The organism is Wukongibacter baidiensis, from assembly GCF_050888315.1.
GTDB lineage: Bacteria > Bacillota > Clostridia > Peptostreptococcales > Caminicellaceae > Wukongibacter > Wukongibacter baidiensis.
The window spans coordinates 2,610,245-2,630,853 of record NZ_CP138202.1 but is presented as its reverse complement, the minus strand read 5'-3'; the positions used below and the strand labels follow the sequence as shown (position 1 = coordinate 2,630,853).

Below are 20,609 nucleotides of genomic sequence, written 5' to 3'. Positions count from 1 at the left end.
GGTGAGTTCTCTATATTTTTTCTTGTGAACTATTATATCGCTAGAGAACTTTTTATGAGGCTCTTTGTTTTGTCTTAGGATGACCTAGTGATTAGATTGGTATAAGCTAAAATATAGTTTTCAAAATACTGCCAGTCAACGAATTACAGAGAATTTGGAATAATAACAAAATTACATCATGAATTTTGGGAAAATTTCGACAAACGATATATTATCATTTATATTATAAACCGGGATAAACTTGGTGAAATCAAAAAAATATGTAAGGAGATGGAGAGATGGGATCAAATAGAAGAGTGGCAAAGACACTAATTAGCAATGTCTTTTCTATAAAAAAAGATGAACTTATAACGATTACATTTGATAAAGGTTCCAATAGAGAAGTAATAACTGTCATGCTAGAAGAGGCTAAAAAGGTTGGTGCTAAAGGTATGGCTATAGAAATACCTGAGCCTGAGGCTCCATGTAGTGGTGTTAACGACTATGTTCCTGAGGTTGTTAGAGAGATTCTTAAAACTACCGATTGCTGGTTTGATGCTGGTAGCAAGGTATGGATTTATTCACTTCCCTTTGAAAATGCCTTTGCCGATAATGAGAAGCTAAGGTATATGGTTGTGGGAGGAATTGATACAGAGGCACTTTCTACTCTTTTTGAAAATATAGACTTTTCTACTATGAAGAAGTTTACTTCTAGAATAATTGAGATGATACAGGGCGCTAAAACTATGAGGTTTAAAAGCGAAAAAGGTAGTGATATTACCATAAAGATTAATCATAATCATGTGGTTGCTGCTGATAATGGTGATGCTTCGCTTCCAGGTTTTTATACTCCACCTGCACTAGTTAATGTAGTGCCTGATTTTACTAGTGCTAATGGCAAAATTGTTAGTGATGCCATTATGATAAATGATGAATGGAGAATTGTAGATAGACCCTTTGAGATTAATGTAGATGATGGAAAAATAGTATCTATGAATGGTAGTCCTAGAGACGTTAGTGAACTTGAAAAGTGGCTAGAAGATAATGGTGATGAAAACTCCTATAGAGTTGGTCATATGAGTATGGGACTTTCACCTAACATTTTAGAACTTAAGGGAAGCATTTTTTATGATGAGAGAGTTTTTGGTAGTATGAACTGGGGTTTTGGTCATGTAAGTCCTGTGGATGCACCACCTGTTGGCCAAGAAAGTAAGACTCACTTTGATGCAGTAACTGAAAAAGCTTCTATATGGATCGATGAGATTCAGATTATGGAGAGTGGAAAGTTTATTTTTTCTGAACTTGCTGATTATAGCAAAATATTATTAGACTAGGAGAATATGTGATGGATATTAATAAACTTATTGAATCTTATGAAGACACAATGGTAGAAAAGCTCTGTGAAATTGTTAGTATTCCAAGTGTTGAGGGAACTCCGCAAAAAGATATGCCCTTTGGCAAAGAGGTGGATAGAGCATTAAAATATACCCTGAAGCTAAGTGAAGAAATAGGACTTACCCCTCTCAATGTTGACAACTATGCAGGACATGCCGATTATGGCGATGGAGATGAGATCCTTGGAGTAATACTCCATCTCGATGTAGTTCCTGCGGGCAATGACTGGACTGTGAAGCCATTTGAACCAAAACTCGTTGATGGAAAAATTTATGGTAGAGGAACTACAGACAATAAAGGACCTCTTATATCAGTTTTATATGCTATCAAGGGGATTATCGACAGTGGTATTGTGCCAAAGAAAAAAATAAGAGTTATCTATGGGACAAATGAGGAAACCAGATGGGAAGGAATCAATTATTACCTTGAAAGGTTTGATTCACCGGATTTCACTATAGTACCTGATGCTGTCTTTCCTATGATTTATGCAGAAAAGGGAATAGCTGATATAGTTTATAAAACTCGGATTTCCAATAACTTACTAGAGGTGAAAGAATTTACTGGGGGAAACGCCCTTAACTCAGTTCCCGATTTTGCTAGGATAAAAATTACATCTAAAGAAAAAGTTATCTTGGACTTGAAGAAAAAACTTGATGACTTTCCTACTCCTAAGAAATTTTCTTTAAGCTTGATAGCAGAAAAATCTACTATAGAAATTTCAGTTAAAGGCGTTCCTGCCCATGGTTCAGTGCCAGAAGATGGAGCAAATGCAATATCTTTTTTAGCTAATGTTCTTACAGGTGTTTTACCAAGTGAAACCAATCTTTACAAAGTAGTAAGCTTTATAGATAGCTATATGCCCTTTGATGATTATAATGGCAACAAGTTAGGAATTTACTTTGAGGATGAGCCTAGCGGTAAATTAACTTGTAACTTAGGAACATTAAAGATGGAGGGGGATAACATAGAAATGGCTATTAATATCCGTTACCCTGTCACCATGGACTATGATATGATGCTATCAAATTTAAAGCTGTTGTGTATAGAAAATGATATAGAGCTTTCAGAGTATGATCATCTAAAGCCCATATACCAGCCCCTTGATAGTCCTACTGCGAAGACTCTTCTTAATGCCTATGAAGAAATTACGGGGGATAAGGAAAGTAAGCCTATTTCAATAGGTGCAGGAACCTATGCAAGAGCAATGAAAAATGCAATTGCCTATGGTGGACAGATGCAAAGTGATGAGGTTGTTCCCCATCAAAATGATGAATATATAACCAGTGAAAGCTTGGTAATGATGGCAAAAGTATATGCAAAGGCAATCTATGATTTAGCATGTAAATAAAATATGAGAGGATTGTGATGTATTCCAATCCTCTAAATTAAAAATGGAGGGGAAAGTATGTTGGATAAAACGCAAAAAAACAGAAGGCTTCCAGTAACAGTGAAACTTGGATATGGTTCTACAGGGTTTGCAGCAATTATGACATTATCGATTTTTATTATGTATGGAATGTTTTTCTTAACAGATGCTGTAGGTCTTGATCCGGCATTTGCAGGCATTATTTTATCTATAGGTACATTGTGGGATGCAATCACTGACCCGCTAGTTGGTAGTCTTTCTGATAGCAGGGATCCTAAAAAAGGTAGAAGGCGTCCATTTATGAAGTGGGTTGCTATTCCCTTTGGACTCGTAGCATGGCTTTTATTTACTAACCCAGGTTTTAGTCCTTTTGCCACTAAAGTATACTTCGTTTTAATAGCCGTAGCCTTTTACACAGTACAGACTATATTAGATGTACCTTACACAGCATTAGGTGCAGAAATGACCCTTGACTATGATGAACGTAGTAGTCTTAATGGTAACAGAAACTTCTTTGCAACAGTATCAGGTGTTATAAGTGCCTTTACTATGACTTTTGTATTCTTTTTTTCAGATATATTTGGTAGTACGAGTGCTGGTTGGTCGGCGACCGCTGGGCTGTATGCTATTATAGCAACTATTACAATTTTCATTGGTTATAAAGCTACCGAAGGTTATGAATTGAAAGATATCACTATTGAAAAAAGGCCCAATGGTCTTGAATTCTTAAAGGATGTCATGAAGAACAAAGTATTTTTATATACTGCTGGACTTTTTGCATTCTCTCTAATTTCCTTAACAGTACAAAATTCAGCAATGATCTACTACTTGATTTATTATTTAGGATTTTCAGAAGTGCAGATAAGTACATCTCTTCTTATTGCTTGGATTCCTGGATTACTATGGGTTCCGATTATCAATAAGATGAGCCAAAAATGGTCGAAGAAAGCTGCTTGGATTGCATGCATGGGTATATGGGCAGTAGGAATACTGATATTCCCTACATTTATTTTAAAACCCGACTCTAGTTTCTTTTTAGTAGGTATTATGCAGCTATGTTCAGGAGTAGGACTTGTTTCTCAGTACCAGATCGTCTGGTCTATGATTCCTGATATTATTGAGGTTGATGAATTTAAGACAGGCCTAAGAAGAGAAGGAAGCTACTATGGAATTATTGCCTTTATACAAAAGGCTTTAACAGCTCTTACTATGTTAGCATCGGGTACAATTCTTAATATGATTGGATATGTTCCTAATGCAGAGCAGACTGTAGAAACACTTAATGGTATGAAAATACTCATTGGTGTTGGGGGATCTGTTTTTCTAGTACTTAGTATTATTGTGGCATACCTTAACCCTATAACAAGAGAGAGACATGCCGCCCTTACTGAGGCCATAGAGCTTAAAAAAGCTGGTAAAGAGTACTCTACACAAGGATTTAAAGAACTATTATAAATTATAAAGGAATGGGAAAAATGAAGTTAAAAGTTATAATACCTATATCTGGTTTGCCAGAGGAAGGACTAATTTCTAGTGAAGATTACTTAAAAAAATGGGTATCAAAGGATACTGAAATAAGTTGTACCTCCTTAAAAGAGGGACCTACATCATTGGAATCTGATATTGATACGGCCCTTGCCATCCCCTTTATAGCAGAGGCGGTGGTAGAAGCTGAAGGAGAGGGTTTTGATGGGGTTTTAGTATCCTGTTTTGATGATCCAGGTATAAGAGCCATAAGGGAATTAGTTAATATTCCTGTGATTGGAGCCTTTGATTCAAGTATGAGTGTTTGTGTTCATTTACTTGATAACGTTACTATTATTTCGCCATCTAAGGTATGCATTCCCTCGACACAACATAAGGTAAATGCTAGTATATACAGAGATTTTGTAAAAAATATAAGAAGTATCGACACAGCAATAGAAGACATTATTTCAGGAAATGCTTTGGAAAAATTATATAATGAGGTTATAGAAGCTGCTAAAATGGATGGTATCGAAGGGATAATTCTTGGATGTACTGGTTTCTATGATTTACTAGAGCCTCTTGAGGCCAAGCTTGAAGAAAATAGTATTGATACAATTGCTATTGAACCTAGTAAAGTTGCTATCTTAGAACTAGAGCAATTGGTTAGGTTGGGAATACGACATAGTAAAAACACTTATCCCTACAGGAAATATGAGGAAGTCATGAAGAATATGTAGATGAAAAGTCATTATACAATCTGAATCATGGTATAATAAATAATTATACAATGCCATGATAAGGAATGAGGGGACTAAGATATGTCTGTTCTGATTAGAGATTTACTTAACTTTAAAGAATTTGAAACAGCTAAAGTTATAGCTGGAGAAAATGGACTTCTAAACGAGGTCTTAAGAGTTAATTTTCTTGAACTTACCCTACAAGAATTTAAGGAAAGCCTATGTCTTGATGTGGAGAAGTTTGTAAGTGTTGGTGATTTTTATCTAACCAGTTCCCACTTTTTTGACAAAGAAGATGTTAATTTTTATGAGGAATTTTCCTACCTTATTAAACAAAGAAGCAGTGGTATTTGTATTGTGGGCTATAGAGATGGACTGATAGATGATAGTATTTTTAAACTGGTAAATGAAAATGGTTACCCTATCATTTCACTTGATTATAGAACCGCATATTCTAACATTATAGATGCCGTTATGAATGCAATAATAAGGGATAAGCTTGATAAACGTATAGATGATATTCTTTATAGAATTATGAATTCAGGTTGTGACCACAGACAAATTGTAGAGTATCTTGAGGAAATTAATCCTAACCTAAAAGACAATTACGTAACTCTATTTATTGGTGTTCCAAATGACAATCTTACCAATATGATTAGGAATAGAATTTGGACAGAGAATAGGGAGGTTCTTGTTCATAAATTGAATAAAGGTACCCTTGTGACGATTACAACTATGGAAAATGACTATAAAATTCTAGCTAAGGAAATAGAAAAATTAAAGACACTCATAATTGGTCATTTTAGTGGTGTTCACATAGGAATAAGTGATTACTATGAAGACCTAAAGTATTTTAAAGAGAGTGTTAATGAGGCGGTCTTTGCCTATAAAATAGCTAGAAAAAGCAATGTACTTACTATGGGCCACAGGGAACTTGGAATAGAAAGATGGCTTAATAAGCTGAAAAAAGATAAGGATCTATTAAGCTATGTAAATGATGTTTTAAAGCCCATAACCGATTACGAAAAGGATAACAATATTGAGCTTATGAAGATTGTTAGAGCCTTTGTAGAGTATGAAGGCAATTATAAAAGCATTTCAAAGGAACTATACCTTCATGAAAACACCGTAAGATATAGAATGGATAAAATCAAAGATATTTTAAATGTTGGTAGTGATAAAGTAACTCTATACACCAAACTAAATATAATGGTAAAACTAAGTGATATACTCGATCTTGGTTAAAATGAGCCATATTAAGCTTGTAATGCTTAATATGGCTTTAAATATATAGGTAGAAAGAAAATGGAACTTAATATTCTAAATATTATTGACAATTCAAATTAGAGGTGATAGAATTCTAATAAATGATAATAAAATTATTACTGTGATAATAATTTTATTACATAACATGAAATTCAATACAACCCTTAGAGGGGTTGATGATTAAAATAAGGGGGAGAAGAAATGAAAAAGTATGTTGCAGAACCATTTAAGATTAAAATGGTTGAACCAATTAAAGTTACAACTGAAGAAGAGAGAATCGAGGCTCTTAAAGAAGCAAATTACAATCTATTTGCACTAAAATCAGATGATGTTTATATTGATTTCATGACAGATAGTGGTACTGGTGCTATGAGCGATGATCAATGGGCAGCTATGATGAAGGGTGATGAATCGTACGCAGGTGCAAGGGGATACTTTAAAGTTCTTAATGCAGTAAAGGAAATATTCGCATATGAGTATGCGCAGCCAGTTCATCAAGGGCGTGCCGCAGAGCAAGTATTAATACCTCTATTTGTTAAGAAGGACCAATATGTAATATCAAATATGCATTTTGATACAACTAGAGCCCATGTTGAATTAGCTGGAGCAAAGCCTATAGATTTAGTTTGCGAACAAGCATTAGATACAGAGTCATTCTATCCATTCAAAGGAAATATGGATGTAGAGAAAATGGAAGACTTTATTAAAGAAGTTGGTGCTGAAAACGTTGGAGTAATTATTATGACTATTACTAATAACAGCGCAGGAGGCCAACCGGTATCAGTACAAAATGTTAAAGAGACGAGAGCAGTTGCAGATAAATATGGGATCAAAATGATAATTGACTCAGCAAGATACGCTGAAAATGCATACTTCATTAAGACCAGAGAAGAAGGGTATCAGGATAAGTCAATCATTGAGATCGTACAGGAAGTATATAGCTATGGTGATGCATTTACAATGAGTGCGAAAAAAGATGCCATAGTAAATATGGGTGGTTTAATTGGTATCAAGGATGACGAAGAATTATACAACGCTGTAAAGGGTCTAACGGTACCATATGAAGGCTTTGTAACATATGGAGGTCTTGCTGGAAGAGATTTAGAGGCTTTAGCAGTTGGACTAAAAGAAGGTATAGACTTTAACTTCTTAAAATATAGAATTGGTCAGGTAGAGTATCTAGGCGATAGGTTAAAGGAAGCGGGAATACCATTCCAATACCCAGTGGGAGGACATGCGGTATTCCTTGATGCAAAGGCATTACTTCCACATATTCCATATCATCAATTCCCAGGACACACCTTAGCATGTGAACTTTATAAAGAGGCAGGTATTAGATCCTGTGATATTGGATCGTATCTTTTAGGTGTTGATCCAGAAACTGGTGAACAACTAGAAGCACAAATGGAATTTACTAGACTTGCTATACCTCGTAGAGTATATACTCAAGCACATTTTGATGTTGTTGTTGAGGCTTTAAAGGCAATTAAAGAACGTGCATCAGAGATTAAAGGATACGAGATAACATGGCAGCCAAAGGTTTTAAGACACTTTACATCAAAGCTAAGACCTATAGAGTAAATATATAGAGTTAAAATCTCCGCTTCTTTAAGAATTCTTGAATAGAATTTGCATTGATGATATAATGACACCAGCATGGATATAATAGGCTTTTTACGAAGCCTTTGAAAAAACCACATTAGAGAGAAAATTAAGATCAGAAATAATTGAGCTTTTGCTACTATTAAAATATCCCATAAGAGGTGTCAATACATGAACAAAAAACAAGAGAAAGAAGCGATCTTAAACTCCTATTTAAAGCTAGTAGAATTTTTAGCTAAACTTTATGGTCCCACATGTGAAATAGTACTGCATGCTGTTGAGGATGATAAAGCATCTATTGTAGCTATTGAGAATAGAGATATTGATAATAGACAAGTTGGCGAAGATATAGATGAAGTAGGAAGTAAAATAAAGGAACTTTATAAGAATAAAAACTTTATTGTTAATAACTTTGAAAGAACAGCTAATGGAAAAGAAATGAAATCAAATACTTTCTTTATAAAGGATTCTTCTGATGAATTAATTGGAATACTATGTATAAACTTTGATATGACAATGCCAATAGCAGCTAGAAAATATCTTGAGCAAATAACCTCTGGGTTTAATACTTTACAGAATGATAGTGATAAAAGAGGAAATGAAACTGCGCAGTCAATAAAAGAATTTACGTTAAAAATAATTAACGATGTAATTGAAAGCAGAGGTATTCCTGTAGATAGAATGACACCTGAAGAAAGAGTCGATATCTTAAAAATACTTAAGGAAAAGGGTGTTTTTCGAATTAAAGGAGCTGTTAGAGAGGTTGCTAAGCATCTTATGACTTCTGAAGCAAGTATATATAGATATTTAAAGGAATTGGAAGAATAGAAGTTAAATTTATTGGGTTTAATTAGTACAATGAACTGGCAAGTATTATATTGTTAATGCTTGCCAGTAATTGTATTCGGGAGGTATTACATATGGAAAAAAGTAAGAAAGTATATGAAGTTTTAGATAAGTTAAATATCCAGTATAAATTACATAGTCATCCTGCAGTATATACATCTGATGAAGCGGAAAAATATGTGGATGACTCTATGGAAGGTGCTAGATGTAAAAATCTATTTTTAAGAAATCACAAAGGAGATAAACACTTTATAGTTATCATTGACCACTCAAAAATGGTAGACTTAAAGGCTCTTGCCAAAGATTTAGAAGAAAATAGAATTGGCTTTGCATCGGAAAAAAGACTTAATAAATACCTTGGACTGCTTCCTGGTTCAGTATCTCCCTTTGGCCTTATAAACGATGAGAATAAAGAAGTTATTGTTGTAATAGATGAAGATTTAAGAAATGAAGAAAAAATTAACTTCCATCCAAATATCAATACTGAGACATTAACAGTGTTGTTTAAAGATTTCGAGAGATTTCTTGATTGGGTTGGAAACACAAGAGTTTATCTAAAAATTTAGCAATTATATAGAGGGAAAAAGGAGTTCAGTGTTGAACTTCTTTTTTTATATGAAAAAGTTACTATTGAGAATATTTATGAAAAATATTGCTACAGCATACCGTTCATATTATTTTAGATATGCTAGTAAAATATATAATAGACAAGATTAATATCTATAGGGATGAGGTGATATAGCGTTGAATATTATGTTTGATAAAGGTTTTCTATGGGGCTCGGCATCGGCGGCATATCAGGTTGAAGGAGCCTATAATCAAGATGGGAAAGGAAAATCCGTTTGGGATGTGTGGAGTCATCTGGAGGGTAAGACATATAACGGGACAAACGGTGATATCGCAGCAGATCATTATAATAGATATATTGAAGATATTGACTTAATGGAGAAACAAGGTCTTAAAGCCTATAGATTTTCCATAGCCTGGACGAGACTACTACCTGATGGTAAAGGCAGAGTCAATGAAAAGGGGATTGAGTTTTATAATAACTTGATCAATGAATTAACAAAGAGAAACATTGAGCCCATTGTGACTCTATATCATTGGGACTTGCCACAAAGATTGCAAGAGGAATATGGTGGTTGGGAAAGTGAAGAGGTTGTAGAGGATTTTCTTCAGTATGCAAAGCTTTGCTTCAAATCATATGGAGATAGGGTAAAGTACTGGATAGTAATGAATGAACCTAATATATTTACATCACTTGGATATCAATTAGCTCTTCATCCTCCTGGAAAAATGCATGAGAAATCATATCTAAAGGCATATCATAATACGGCATTAGCCCATGGCAAAACAGTACTTGCCTTTAAAGAAATGGGCTTAAAGGGGCATATAGGATCAAGTATAGCTTTTTCTCCTGCATATCCAGCAAGTAATGATTTAAAAGATGTAGAAGCTTTGGAGAGTTACTATCAGATTGAGCCTTGGTGGTTTACTGACATCTACTATAAAGGAGAATATCCTGAGAAAGGTATTGAGTACTATAGATCAAAGGGAACTTTACCGTATATCAGAGAAGAAGATTTGCAGATGTTAAAAGAAGCAGCTAAACAAGTAGATTTTATTGGTATAAATTATTATAAGACAGCAATGATTGCCTATAATCCTATGGATGGAGTTGGATTTCAAGGTATGAATACTGATGGGAAAAAAGATAGTCAAAAAGAAAACGGTATTCCGGGCCTCTATAAGAGTGTAAAGAATAAAAACGTTGAATACACCGATTGGGATTGGGCGATTGACCCTGATGGACTTAGATATGGTCTTGTAGAATTAACAGATAGATATGGACTTCCAATACTAATTTCTGAAAATGGACTTGGAGCATTTGATACATTGAATGACAAAGGAGAAATAGAAGATGATTATAGAATAGATTACCTAACGGATCATATTATTGCCTGTAAAAAAGCAATTGATCAAGGAGTTGACCTAATAGGCTATTGTACGTGGTCATTTACTGATCTACTTAGCTGGCTAAATGGCTATAGAAAAAGGTATGGATTTGTGTATATAGATTTTGAGAACAGTGAACTTACTAGAAGACCTAAAAAGTCCTATTATTGGTATAAGAAAGTAATTGAAACGAATGGTGATTCCATTTCTGAGAGGAAGTTTTAGGATGAATTATTTATGTGTTGATATTGGTGGTACGAATATAAAATATGGTGTTCTAAATCATAATGGTGATATAGTCATGAAAAATGTTTCGGAAACACCAAAAGAAAACTATAACAGTCTTGTTGAATCTATTATAGCTATTTATGAAGACACAGAGAAGAAGGGATATAGGAACATTAAAGGCATTGCCCTTGCGGTACCTGCAGTAATCGATAATATCACGGGAATGATAGTGAGTCCAGGATCATTAGAATTTATTGAAGGAAAAAACATAAAAAAATCACTGGAGGATAGGCTAAATATACCAGTAGAAGCTGAGAATGACGGGAATTGCGCTGCCTTGGCTGAGGTTTGGAGGGGAGCAGCTAAGGAAAACAATGATGTTGCTCTTGTTGTTTTAGGGACTGGAATCGGAGGAGCTGTTATCAAGAATCGAGAAATTCATAGGGGAGCAAATCTTCATTCCGGCGAGTTCGGCTATGCAATACATCAATTTAACTATGAGAGCAAAAATTTTAATATATGGAGTCATACAGCTTCTACAGATGCTCTAGTAAAAAATGTAGCAAGAAGAATGGGTGTTAAAGAAGATGAATTAAATGGTTTTGAGGTGTTTACATTAGCAAGCAAAGGAAATGAAATAGCTATTGAAGAGATAGATAAGTTTTATTATACCTGCGCCGTAGGTATCTATAATATACAGTATTATTATGATCCTGAAGTTATTTTGATTGGAGGAGCAATAAGCAGTAGAGAAACCTTAATAAGTGAAATTAATAAAAGGTTAGATATTATACTTAAAAAAATAAATATTGCAAAAATATATCCTAAAATAAAAACCTGCAACTTCTTAAATGATGCCAACTTGATTGGTGCGCTGTATAATTTTTTAAAAAGAAATAATTAGGAGGGGAATATTATGATTAAAAAACTATCAAAGAAGCATCATATTTTCAAGTTTTCTAAGGATAACCAGCCGGTTCTAAGTATAAAGAATGGGGATATGGTTGAGATTGAAACTATGGATTGCTTTTCTAATCAAATTAAAAAGGCCGATGATGTACTAGATGCCATGGATTGGGATAGAGTAAATCCCGCTACAGGTCCGATTTATATTGAAGAGGCAAAAGCCGGAGACGTTCTAAAGGTAACGATTGAAAAAATTGATATAGCCGATAGAGGAACTATTGCAACGGGAAAGGATTTAGGGGTTTTGGGAGATAGACTAGATGGACTTAATTGTAAGGTTGTCAAAATTCAAGATGACCATGTTCTATTTGACGACATTTTAAAAATACCATTAAACAAGATGGTAGGTGTAATAGGTGTTGCGCCAAAGGGTGAAGGAATTAACTGTGGAACCCCAGATAGACATGGTGGAAACATGGATAACAAAATGGTATCTGAAAACTCGACAATCTATTTTCCTATACAGATAGATGGTGCATTATTTGCTCTTGGAGATATTCATGCAGCCATGGGGGACGGAGAGATAGGAGTAAGTGGAGTCGAAGTAGCTGGAAAGGTTACTGTAAAGTTTGAGGTACTTAAAGAATTCTCATTAAATAATCCATTGCTTGAAAATGAAAATAGTATTTCGACTATTGCTTCAAAGGAAAGCCTGGATGATGCAGTAAAGGAAGCTGTATCGGAAATGGAAAAATTCCTATCTACAAGGATAAAACTAGAAACACCAGATATGTCTATGTTATTTAGTGTTGTTGGAAATGTAGAGGTATGCCAAGTCGTAGATCCCTTAAAGACAGCCAGATTTGTTATGCCTAAATGGGTACTCGAAAAGTACGGCTTCGACTTATTGAAAGAAGATGTATAATACTAGCGGCTGCAATATTCTAAGCAAATATTGCAGCCGCTAGTATTTTATCCTCGACGAATTAACTAATAGACGTAAAGAGCTTAGATACTATCTTCCATTGTCCATCAATCCTTTGAAGATGATAGTAATTAACAAAATTAATTCCAAGCAATCCTGTTTCTACTAAAGTAGTGCTTGCAATTTCTCCAGTAATATCAATGTTAACTATTTGAGCATCATATTCTGGAGGAGCTATCTTGCCATCAATGTCATCATAAAAGGCCTGTGGCGTTCCGCAAACCATCTGTTTATCCATGAGATTACCGGACATGATGGCCTCAGAGTGAAATACTTTTTTCAGCTTCTCAACATCACCTGTTTTTGTGCCTTCTATATAAAGATTCATTGTTCTGCGAACTGACTCAACTTCATATAAATTATTCATCATTCAAACTCCTTTTATTAACTTAACTCAGTTTTTTAGTCCATGACTTCAACAATCATTTCTATTTCCACTGGAGTATCTAAAGGTAAATTTCCAGATGGGACTGCGCAGCGAGAGTGAGTGCCTTTGTCGCCAAAAACTGCTAATATTAGGTCAGAAAATCCATTTATAACACCTGGTTGATTTGTGAACTCATCAACGCAATTTACATATCCGTGGACATTAACAAATTGCGCAACTTTATCTAAATCTCCCACGGCTTCCTTTAAAACTGCAATTAGATTTAAAGCTGTAAGTCTTGAAGCCTCATAACCATCTTCCAAGGTTAATTCTCTTCCAATTTTTCCTTTGTACATGACTTTGCCATTTATTATAGGACCTTGTCCAGAGAAGTAAATTAAGTTTCCAGTTTTTTTATAAGTTATATACTTACCTAATGGCCCTTGTGGCTTAGGTAATTCAATATTAAGTTCTTTTAGCTTTTTTTCGATTATCATATAATAAATGCTCCCTTCTAGTAGATATAAGTTTGTTAGTTCAGTTCACCATGTAAGATAGGTAGTTTGACATGGCTAGGATATTCGCTATCATGAAAAACTCTTTGAGTTGCAACAATAACCTCTGTATCAGTTGCAGGGTCATTCCCAGTGTTATGATTAGGGAATGAATAATTCTCCATACCCGATGTTACTTCAATCCTTATCCTATGGCCCTTCTTAAATACATTAGCTATTTTAGACATTCTTATTTGATACTTTTCTACTTTGCCTGGTTCGATAAGGGTAGGATTTTCAAAGGATTTTCTATATCTTGCCCTTATTACTCCATCCGATAGACGAATAGAGTTTCCAGACTCATCTACATCGGTTAATCTTACTACCCAATCGGTATCCCTTGCACTACTAGATGCATACAGAACTGCATAAATGTCTCCAGCTATAGATATGTCTTGCTTGAGAGGCTCTGAGGTATATACGAGAACGTCTTTTCTTTTTTCTACATCCTTATAATTTTCAGGTACGCTCATCTCATTTTCAGAAACATCTATTAAAAATGGTGCAGGATTAGTTGGGTCAAATAAATATGAATCCTCAGGCTGCTTAATCGGAGAAATAGCCTTTAGTAAACCATCTCCAGAGCTTGTTTGGGAGTTTCCATTACTATGGAGATATAAGTTTGTAAGTTTTGTTTCCTTTGGTGGCCAGGAGTTTGATGTTTTCCACTGATTTTCACCAACCATATAATAACTAACTTTATTTTCCTTTTCGATTTCGTTATCGATACCCTTTAGAAACTTGTCAAACCATTTTAAATAAGTAGGTTCAAGTTCGTAGCTTATAGCATCATTACTAAAAGGAATATTGTTTATGTCCCTAGTAGTATTGAAGCCATGTAACCATGGACCAAGAATCAGTTTTTGATTCTTGCGGTTGTTTTTCATATTCATTTCCCATGCTTCACTAGTTCCAGCACCATCATCATCGTACCACCCTGAAACTAAGAGAGAAGGTACATCTATTTTATTTCCATGTATAGACCAATCTAGATTTCTCCAGAAATCATCATAGTTTGGATGATCTAACCATTCGTTCCAAAAGTGAATCTCTTTGCCAAGGGTTTTTTTAGTAATATCCTTAAGGGGACGAATGCTCAAGATATCATCCCAGTCATCTCTTTCTGCCTCACTAAAGTCGGCTCTTTTATTACGCATTGCAAACGCCCATGCTAGTGTACCAGATAAAAAAGTGCCTCCCTGTCTAGGAATATCTCCAAATGGTGTACCTACACAAACTTGACTAACAATGGCTTTAAGGTGAGGATTACCGCTGGCAGCCGCAGCCCATTGAACGTAGCCAAGATAAGAAGCTCCAATCATTCCAACATCCCCGTTGGACCATGGCTGATCAGCAATCCAGTTTAGAGTGGCATCACCATCTTCTATTTCGTAGTAGTGAGGACGCCACTCGCCTTCAGAATCTTCTCTACCTCTCACGTCCTGAATTACAACAGCATAGCCTCTTTCTACAAAACGCAAATTGGGGCCTGAAAAGCGCGATCTACCATAGGGAGTTCTAACTAAGATAGTAGGAACCTTAGAGCTTTCAGATATTTTGTTAGGTAACCATACTTCTGTAGCGAGCTTTGTTCCATCCTTCATTGGGACAAGTGAAACTCCTAAATGATTGATGCCATAAATAGGCTTAGAAAGCAAAGGTGCATTCCAATATTTTAAAGGTGTGAGATCTTCATAACCGGGCTTAACAAGGGTAGTAGCTCCACCACGTGAAGCACAGTAGAAACCAATGATTTCTTTATCAAGAATAATAATATCGATAGGAGACTTGATGTCCCTTCCTGCCCAAATTTGAGAGGTCCTTTTTCTACCATTTACAGTACCCTCTATAGTTATGTGTCTCTTATAACGTGCTCCGTAGCTTAAGGTTATTTCATCTCCTAACCAATCTGTTTGCTCTATCTCCTTTAAATTATGGAATATTTCAATCAATGGAATTTGATATGACATATCGTCCTTATCTAGCTTTTTCATAGATGACCAGTAGTTTGTTTTCAGATCTCTTTTACTGTGAAAAATACCTTCGTCATCAAATATTATATGTGCATAATCTATTCCAGACCAATTTAGAATAAACTCAGTAATAATAGCCCTCATAAAATTCCTCCTTTCCTAATGGTAGAAGTTATTCAATTGGTTGTATTAAACACCGCAATTGAGTAATTTACTTTAATATTTCTTTGTATACTCTATCGAAATTACCACCTATAATTAGTTCAAGTTCATTCTGACTATAACCTCGATTTTCTAATTCTTGAATTAGGGGTATGGCGTCTTTATGGCTTTTCAAAATATCAAAGGGCTTGCGAGGTAATTGACTAGGGCCATCATCGGGTTCATATTTTGATAGCTTATCGCAAAGGTCAAAACCAAAACCAACATGTTCTACTCCTACGATGTTTGTAATGTGGTCAATATGATTGGCTAAAAACTTAATATTTGAATCTTTATCATCGTAGGAGGTAACAAAGTTTGCAGAGTTTATACCTATAACTCCACCAGTTGAAGCAATAGCTTTAATTTGATCATCACTAAGGTTTCTAGGAATATCTACAATAGCTCTACAATTTGAATGCGAGGCTATAACTGGCCTTTGAGCTATTTCTATTACATCCCAAAAGCCTTCGTCATTTAAATGACTTACATCGACAAACATTCCCAAATCTTCAGCAGTCTTTACCAGGCTTATACCGAAATCTGTTAATCCAGCTTCTTTACCTTCTCTAGTTCTTTGAAACTTACAGCCATCTCCAGCATAGTTTCGCCTGCTCCATACAAGGCCAACACCCCTAACGCCAAGCTCATAAAAAATTCTTAGAAGGCCCATATCATTGTATATTGGTTCAACACCTTCAAAGGAGAGTAGTATGCCAGTTTTGTTGGTTTGTTTTGCTTCGAGTATGTCGTTGTAGCTTTTACACAACATAATCTTATCTTTAGATTCATCTATTTCACTATATAGAGCACTGATTTGATTCAATGCTCGTCTAAGTGCCATCTCAGGCAAGAATGCATCATCTAAAAATATGGATGATACAATTACATTGAATCCACCTTCGAGAAAATCTGGTAAATAATCGGTTTCGATAATTTTTTTACGACCCAGTTCTCTTTGTCTAACAACATCAAATAAGAGATCTAGATGGGCATCAATAACACTTGAATTCTTAAATTTTTTTGTTGAGACTTTCATACTAATACCTCCAGAAGAAAATTTAGTAGATAAAAAACATAGGTGTATAAATTGCAAAAATAGTGGTCAGAATTGAATAAAAGTTTAACTATAGAATAAAATAAAAATAATTTTCATAATAATAAAAAATTTTTAGAATTGACTTTATTATAATATATATTTTTTTATTAAGTCAACTCTTTATTAGAATTGTTAGCTTAATAATAGTAAAAATTAGATAAATTAGGCTTTACAATAAGATTAATTGACTCTTGATATTATTAGTTTTTTGGTATTATGAGATCTATAGATTGACTAAAAAAAATTTATTTTATAAGATATAGTTATATTAGACAAAATGGAAGAGGATGATTTACGTGAAAAGTATTAATGATGAATTTGAATTGTTAACTTCTTTTATAAAATGTATTGCCGCACAATTTGGAGACAAGTGTGAAGTGGTTTTACATGATTTTAGTAAAGATTATGATAGTACAATTGTAGCAATTGAAAATGGCCATGTTACTGGAAGAGAGGTTGGGGATTGCTCTACTAATTTAGGTTTTCAGTTTCTAAGAGATCCAAATAGTGACGGAGATAGACATAACTATATAACCCACGGAAAAGGCGGAAAAGTACTTAGATCATCTACTACAAATATAAAGAATGATGAGGGGAAGGCAATTGGATCAATATGTATCAATTTTGATATAACCGATTTCATTGCGGCTGGAACTGCTATAAAAGGAATTACAATGCAGGACTCGAAGCAAGAGGTTAAAGAGGTCTTTAGTAAAAACGTCAACGAATTATTAGATTATTTTCTACAAGAATGTCAAGAGGAAGTAGGTAAGTCAGTACCATTTATGACGAAGGAAGATAAAATTAAAGCAGTAGAGTTTCTAGATAAAAAGGGAGCCTTTCTAATCACAAAATCAGGTAACAAGGTGTGTGATTTTTTAAAGATATCCAAATTTACTTTGTACAACTATCTGGATGAGATTAGAAACAGATAGGGGAATCATTAAATACTTAAATATATAGATGTCAAAAGAGAGTCCAAATTAATGGACTCTTTTTTTGTAAATAGAACTGGCGACCTATAAAAAAAATATTTGACCTGTCTGAAAATTTGAATTATAATAACCTCAAACCTAAAAAATATTTTTAATTATAAAAAAAAATAATATTACTTTGTAATGAGAGGAGTGTTTATTTATGTTAAACAAGCCTGAAGTTTGAGAACGTATATTGTATTTTATGCCTTATAAAGTATTCAACAGACAAATGTATCTTTAAACTAATATGGGGGATAATAATCCAGTTTTTGCAAACGATTTCTCCATTGTATTTTGTTAGCCTACTGTAGGATTGGAGATGAGTGAACATGTTTTTTGATGAAGAATCTATTAAGTATTTTCTTGAGATAGGTGATAAAATAAAATATTTGATTGATGAGGACATATCTATTGTAATTACAGATAAAAAGATCATTACAAAGGTTTTTCTCTCTGAAAAATTTGAACTTAATCCAAAGGAAGGTAAAGCTTTTTCAAGTGGAGGTACTATATCTAAGAGCATCAGACAGAACGGTACGGTAGTAGAGATTATGCCTAAAGATGTATATGGAATTTCATTTAAATGTATAGCTGTTCCTATCAGAAATGAATATGGGGATGCCATTGGTGCTGTTAGTATAGCTAGAAGCCTTGAACAGCAGAATCAGCTTCTTGAAGTATCAGAAAATGTTGCTACATCTTTGGAACAGATAGCTACAAGCATTGAAAGAATATCGAATGATGCTAATGAAATTTCAACGTCTTCTATTGAAATTTCATCACAAAGTGAAAATACTAAAAAGCAAGTTAGGGAAACAGATAAAATATTAAAATACATAAAAGAGATTTCTGAGCAAACTAATTTACTCGGTTTAAATGCTGCTATTGAAGCAGCCAGAGCAGGAGATCAAGGAAGAGGGTTTTCCGTTGTGGCAGAAGAAATCAGGAAGCTCTCAATAGAAACAAAGGAAGCTATTGGCAATATTAAAAACATCGTAGAAAACATAAAGAACTCTATAGAAGAAATGGACGTATCCGTTGATGAAACAATTAAGAACATTAATATTCAGAATGAATCTACTGAAGAAATTGTTTCAGAAATTCAAGAGTTAAGCTCTATAGCGCAATCTTTGGCTAAGATTGCAAAAGAGTTGTAAATGCATAGCTAAAATAATATTATGAGAGAAAATTGGTTAAGAGATTTTGAAGAGGCATCTGATTAAAAGTATATATAAATTATTTATTTAAGGAGGATTAAGGAATGGATAATGAAACTAAAGCTGGTGTAATAGGAAACACACCTAGGCTTTCACTAGCTTCAATGTTTGGCTATGGGTTAGGTAATTTTTCTTTAGGTATGAGCTCTAATTTATTTAATTTTTATTTCATTTTCTTTGCAACGACTGTTGCTGGTATTAATCCAGCCTTCGCTGGAACGATTTCCTTCATAGCTATATTATGGGACGCTATTAGTGACCCAATAATTGGAAGTATGTCAGATAATTCAACTAATAAATACGGTAGAAGAAGACCATTTTTAATTGCTGGGATATTGCCTCTAGTACTCTCTATGATTTTACTATTTACAAAGGTTGATTTTGGTGGTTTTACTAACATGTATTATATAATCGCTGCCATAGCATTCTGGACCAGCTACACTATTTATGGAGTACCATATAGTGCACTTGGTGCTGAATTGACTGTTGATTTTAAGAAGAGAAATACCTTGAACCTAGTTATGTTACTATTTACATTGTTAAGTTTATTTGTTGTAAGTACCTTTACAGTGCAAATAGCCGAGACTGTAGCTAGCAAGGGTTATTCCATAGAAAGAGGATGGTTTGTTGCTGCGATATTGTTCGGTATAGTTTCGTTAATTGCAGGCTTTACTTGTTGGATATCAACAAAGGGAAGGGAAAAAGATTACACTGTAGACAGAAGTAAGAATGTAAATATAGTCAAAACATATGTATCTATTTTCAATATAAAGTCCCTTAGAATTCTTTGTATAGGATTTCTTCTATACGCAGTTGGCTTCACTATAGTAACTGGTAACCAAATATTTTTGTTGACAAATAATCTAGGTTTAAAAGGTCCTGATATAGGCAAGTTCTTCTTGATTAACGCTATTTTAGGAGCTTTGTTGATTCCAGTAGTTGGTTTGATTGCAGATAAGCTAGGAAAACGTAAAGCATATATTGGAGTAATACTTACGGCTAGTTTAGGACAAATATTATTTGCGTTTATTGGTTTAAAGAGCTTTACATTTATGATAATTTTAGGGGTTTTGCAAAGTTTATGTAATAACACATTCTTTAGTTTAAGCATGTCTATGAACTTTGACTGCTGCCAAATCGATGAATTTGTAAGTGGAAAAAGTAGAGAGGGTGCTTTGTTAACAGTAACATCTTTATTTCAAAAATTTGGCTATGCAGTAGGTGGCTGGATAATGGGTATATTGTTACAATTTTCTGGATTTGTAGGATCATTAGAAGTACAGAGCCCAGAGACTATAAAGGGCTTATTGAGAATTAGTACAGTGTATGCACCTGCATTTTTTATAGTGAGTACCTTAGTGGTTTCTTTATACAAAATGAATGAAGAAAAGTTCAAAGCATTAAGAGCGGCTATAGAACTTAAAAAAGAAGGAAAAGAATATTCTACAGAAATTTTTAAAGACATACTGTAAAGTAATAATAGTTTAA

18 protein-coding genes are annotated in these 20,609 nt (G+C 34.2%); 14 read left to right on the top strand and 4 right to left on the bottom strand.

Going from position 1 to position 20,609, the window contains the following annotated elements; translation table 11 throughout:
• The first annotated feature begins 278 nt into the window (after nucleotides 1–278).
• From R9X47_RS11895 to R9X47_RS11845, 11 genes are all read left to right on the top strand, one after another.
• Complete coding sequence (locus tag R9X47_RS11895) at nucleotides 279–1,313, top strand: hypothetical protein (RefSeq protein WP_432667057.1); 1,035 nt, start codon at nucleotides 279–281, stop codon at nucleotides 1,311–1,313.
• A gap of 11 nt (nucleotides 1,314–1,324) precedes the next feature.
• Nucleotides 1,325–2,722, top strand: coding sequence for a dipeptidase PepV (gene pepV, locus R9X47_RS11890; protein ID WP_432667056.1), 1,398 nt, complete (start codon nucleotides 1,325–1,327; stop codon nucleotides 2,720–2,722).
• 57 nt (nucleotides 2,723–2,779) lie between these two features.
• Entirely contained in the window at nucleotides 2,780–4,195 is a 1,416-nt protein-coding gene (locus R9X47_RS11885) for an MFS transporter (RefSeq protein WP_432667054.1), read from the top strand.
• A 20-nt stretch (nucleotides 4,196–4,215) separates the two neighbouring features.
• The gene (locus R9X47_RS11880) at nucleotides 4,216–4,944 is read left to right on the top strand and encodes an aspartate/glutamate racemase family protein (protein WP_432667053.1); all 729 of its coding nucleotides are present in this window, start codon (nucleotides 4,216–4,218) and stop codon (nucleotides 4,942–4,944) included.
• An 81-nt stretch (nucleotides 4,945–5,025) separates the two neighbouring features.
• On the top strand, nucleotides 5,026–6,189 hold the full coding sequence (locus R9X47_RS11875; RefSeq protein ID WP_432667051.1) for a PucR family transcriptional regulator: 1,164 nt from the start codon (nucleotides 5,026–5,028) through the stop codon (nucleotides 6,187–6,189).
• Nucleotides 6,190–6,411: 222 nt separating this feature from the next.
• On the top strand, nucleotides 6,412–7,791 hold the full coding sequence (locus R9X47_RS11870) for a tryptophanase (protein ID WP_432667050.1): 1,380 nt from the start codon (nucleotides 6,412–6,414) through the stop codon (nucleotides 7,789–7,791).
• Between the two features lie 192 nt (nucleotides 7,792–7,983).
• Nucleotides 7,984–8,640, top strand: a complete 657-nt coding sequence (locus R9X47_RS11865) for a helix-turn-helix transcriptional regulator (RefSeq protein ID WP_432667049.1) — start codon at nucleotides 7,984–7,986, stop codon at nucleotides 8,638–8,640.
• 92 nt (nucleotides 8,641–8,732) lie between these two features.
• The gene (locus R9X47_RS11860) at nucleotides 8,733–9,224 is read left to right on the top strand and encodes a prolyl-tRNA synthetase associated domain-containing protein (RefSeq protein WP_432667047.1); all 492 of its coding nucleotides are present in this window, start codon (nucleotides 8,733–8,735) and stop codon (nucleotides 9,222–9,224) included.
• Between the two features lie 187 nt (nucleotides 9,225–9,411).
• Nucleotides 9,412–10,839, top strand: a complete 1,428-nt coding sequence (locus R9X47_RS11855; RefSeq protein WP_432667624.1) for a glycoside hydrolase family 1 protein — start codon at nucleotides 9,412–9,414, stop codon at nucleotides 10,837–10,839.
• 1 nt (nucleotide 10,840) lies between these two features.
• Nucleotides 10,841–11,746: an ROK family protein gene (locus R9X47_RS11850; protein ID WP_432667046.1), complete on the top strand. Its 906-nt coding sequence runs from the start codon at nucleotides 10,841–10,843 to the stop codon at nucleotides 11,744–11,746.
• A 12-nt stretch (nucleotides 11,747–11,758) separates the two neighbouring features.
• The gene (locus R9X47_RS11845; RefSeq protein ID WP_432667045.1) at nucleotides 11,759–12,673 is read left to right on the top strand and encodes an acetamidase/formamidase family protein; all 915 of its coding nucleotides are present in this window, start codon (nucleotides 11,759–11,761) and stop codon (nucleotides 12,671–12,673) included.
• 61 nt (nucleotides 12,674–12,734) lie between these two features.
• Here the strand turns inward: R9X47_RS11845 and R9X47_RS11840 are convergent, their stop codons facing one another.
• The 4 genes from R9X47_RS11840 to R9X47_RS11825 all read right to left on the bottom strand — a co-directional run bounded on the left by R9X47_RS11840 (nucleotide 12,735) and on the right by R9X47_RS11825 (nucleotide 16,867).
• Nucleotides 12,735–13,103 carry a nuclear transport factor 2 family protein gene (locus tag R9X47_RS11840; protein WP_432667043.1) on the bottom strand — a complete coding sequence of 123 codons (369 nt, stop codon included), beginning with the start codon at nucleotides 13,101–13,103 and terminating at the stop codon, nucleotides 12,735–12,737.
• Between the two features lie 32 nt (nucleotides 13,104–13,135).
• The gene (locus R9X47_RS11835; RefSeq protein ID WP_432667040.1) at nucleotides 13,136–13,597 is read right to left on the bottom strand and encodes a RidA family protein; all 462 of its coding nucleotides are present in this window, start codon (nucleotides 13,595–13,597) and stop codon (nucleotides 13,136–13,138) included.
• A 35-nt stretch (nucleotides 13,598–13,632) separates the two neighbouring features.
• Nucleotides 13,633–15,771 (bottom strand): CocE/NonD family hydrolase, encoded by a 2,139-nt coding sequence (locus R9X47_RS11830; RefSeq protein ID WP_432667038.1) that lies wholly within the window; start codon nucleotides 15,769–15,771, stop codon nucleotides 13,633–13,635.
• A gap of 67 nt (nucleotides 15,772–15,838) precedes the next feature.
• On the bottom strand, nucleotides 15,839–16,867 hold the full coding sequence (locus R9X47_RS11825; protein ID WP_432667037.1) for a dipeptidase: 1,029 nt from the start codon (nucleotides 16,865–16,867) through the stop codon (nucleotides 15,839–15,841).
• A gap of 356 nt (nucleotides 16,868–17,223) precedes the next feature.
• Between R9X47_RS11825 and R9X47_RS11820 the strand changes: the two genes are divergently transcribed.
• From R9X47_RS11820 to R9X47_RS11810, 3 genes are all read left to right on the top strand, one after another.
• Nucleotides 17,224–17,862, top strand: coding sequence for a helix-turn-helix transcriptional regulator (locus R9X47_RS11820; RefSeq protein ID WP_432667036.1), 639 nt, complete (start codon nucleotides 17,224–17,226; stop codon nucleotides 17,860–17,862).
• Nucleotides 17,863–18,233: 371 nt separating this feature from the next.
• Nucleotides 18,234–19,061 (top strand): methyl-accepting chemotaxis protein, encoded by an 828-nt coding sequence (locus R9X47_RS11815; RefSeq protein ID WP_432667035.1) that lies wholly within the window; start codon nucleotides 18,234–18,236, stop codon nucleotides 19,059–19,061.
• A 104-nt stretch (nucleotides 19,062–19,165) separates the two neighbouring features.
• Nucleotides 19,166–20,593: an MFS transporter gene (locus R9X47_RS11810; protein WP_432667034.1), complete on the top strand. Its 1,428-nt coding sequence runs from the start codon at nucleotides 19,166–19,168 to the stop codon at nucleotides 20,591–20,593.
• The last annotated feature ends 16 nt before the right edge of the window (nucleotides 20,594–20,609 follow it).

What these genes read in the sequence shown, in the direction of transcription:
- R9X47_RS11860 (WP_432667047.1), top strand. Translation starts at nt 8,733, where the DNA reads ATGGAAAAAAGTAAGAAAGTATATGAAGTTTTAGATAAGTTAAATATC.
- R9X47_RS11885 (WP_432667054.1), top strand. Translation starts at nt 2,780, where the DNA reads ATGTTGGATAAAACGCAAAAAAACAGAAGGCTTCCAGTAACAGTGAAA.
- R9X47_RS11850 (WP_432667046.1), top strand. Translation starts at nt 10,841, where the DNA reads ATGAATTATTTATGTGTTGATATTGGTGGTACGAATATAAAATATGGT.
- R9X47_RS11855 (WP_432667624.1), top strand. Translation starts at nt 9,412, where the DNA reads ATGTTTGATAAAGGTTTTCTATGGGGCTCGGCATCGGCGGCATATCAG.
- R9X47_RS11815 (WP_432667035.1), top strand. Translation starts at nt 18,234, where the DNA reads ATGTTTTTTGATGAAGAATCTATTAAGTATTTTCTTGAGATAGGTGAT.
- R9X47_RS11875 (WP_432667051.1), top strand. Translation starts at nt 5,026, where the DNA reads ATGTCTGTTCTGATTAGAGATTTACTTAACTTTAAAGAATTTGAAACA.
- R9X47_RS11865 (WP_432667049.1), top strand. Translation starts at nt 7,984, where the DNA reads ATGAACAAAAAACAAGAGAAAGAAGCGATCTTAAACTCCTATTTAAAG.
- R9X47_RS11895 (WP_432667057.1), top strand. Translation starts at nt 279, where the DNA reads ATGGGATCAAATAGAAGAGTGGCAAAGACACTAATTAGCAATGTCTTT.
- R9X47_RS11810 (WP_432667034.1), top strand. Translation starts at nt 19,166, where the DNA reads ATGGATAATGAAACTAAAGCTGGTGTAATAGGAAACACACCTAGGCTT.
- R9X47_RS11870 (WP_432667050.1), top strand. Translation starts at nt 6,412, where the DNA reads ATGAAAAAGTATGTTGCAGAACCATTTAAGATTAAAATGGTTGAACCA.
- pepV (WP_432667056.1), top strand. Translation starts at nt 1,325, where the DNA reads ATGGATATTAATAAACTTATTGAATCTTATGAAGACACAATGGTAGAA.
- R9X47_RS11825 (WP_432667037.1), bottom strand. Translation starts at nt 16,867, where the DNA reads ATGAAAGTCTCAACAAAAAAATTTAAGAATTCAAGTGTTATTGATGCC.
- R9X47_RS11840 (WP_432667043.1), bottom strand. Translation starts at nt 13,103, where the DNA reads ATGATGAATAATTTATATGAAGTTGAGTCAGTTCGCAGAACAATGAAT.
- R9X47_RS11830 (WP_432667038.1), bottom strand. Translation starts at nt 15,771, where the DNA reads ATGAGGGCTATTATTACTGAGTTTATTCTAAATTGGTCTGGAATAGAT.
- R9X47_RS11845 (WP_432667045.1), top strand. Translation starts at nt 11,759, where the DNA reads ATGATTAAAAAACTATCAAAGAAGCATCATATTTTCAAGTTTTCTAAG.
- R9X47_RS11880 (WP_432667053.1), top strand. Translation starts at nt 4,216, where the DNA reads ATGAAGTTAAAAGTTATAATACCTATATCTGGTTTGCCAGAGGAAGGA.
- R9X47_RS11835 (WP_432667040.1), bottom strand. Translation starts at nt 13,597, where the DNA reads ATGATAATCGAAAAAAAGCTAAAAGAACTTAATATTGAATTACCTAAG.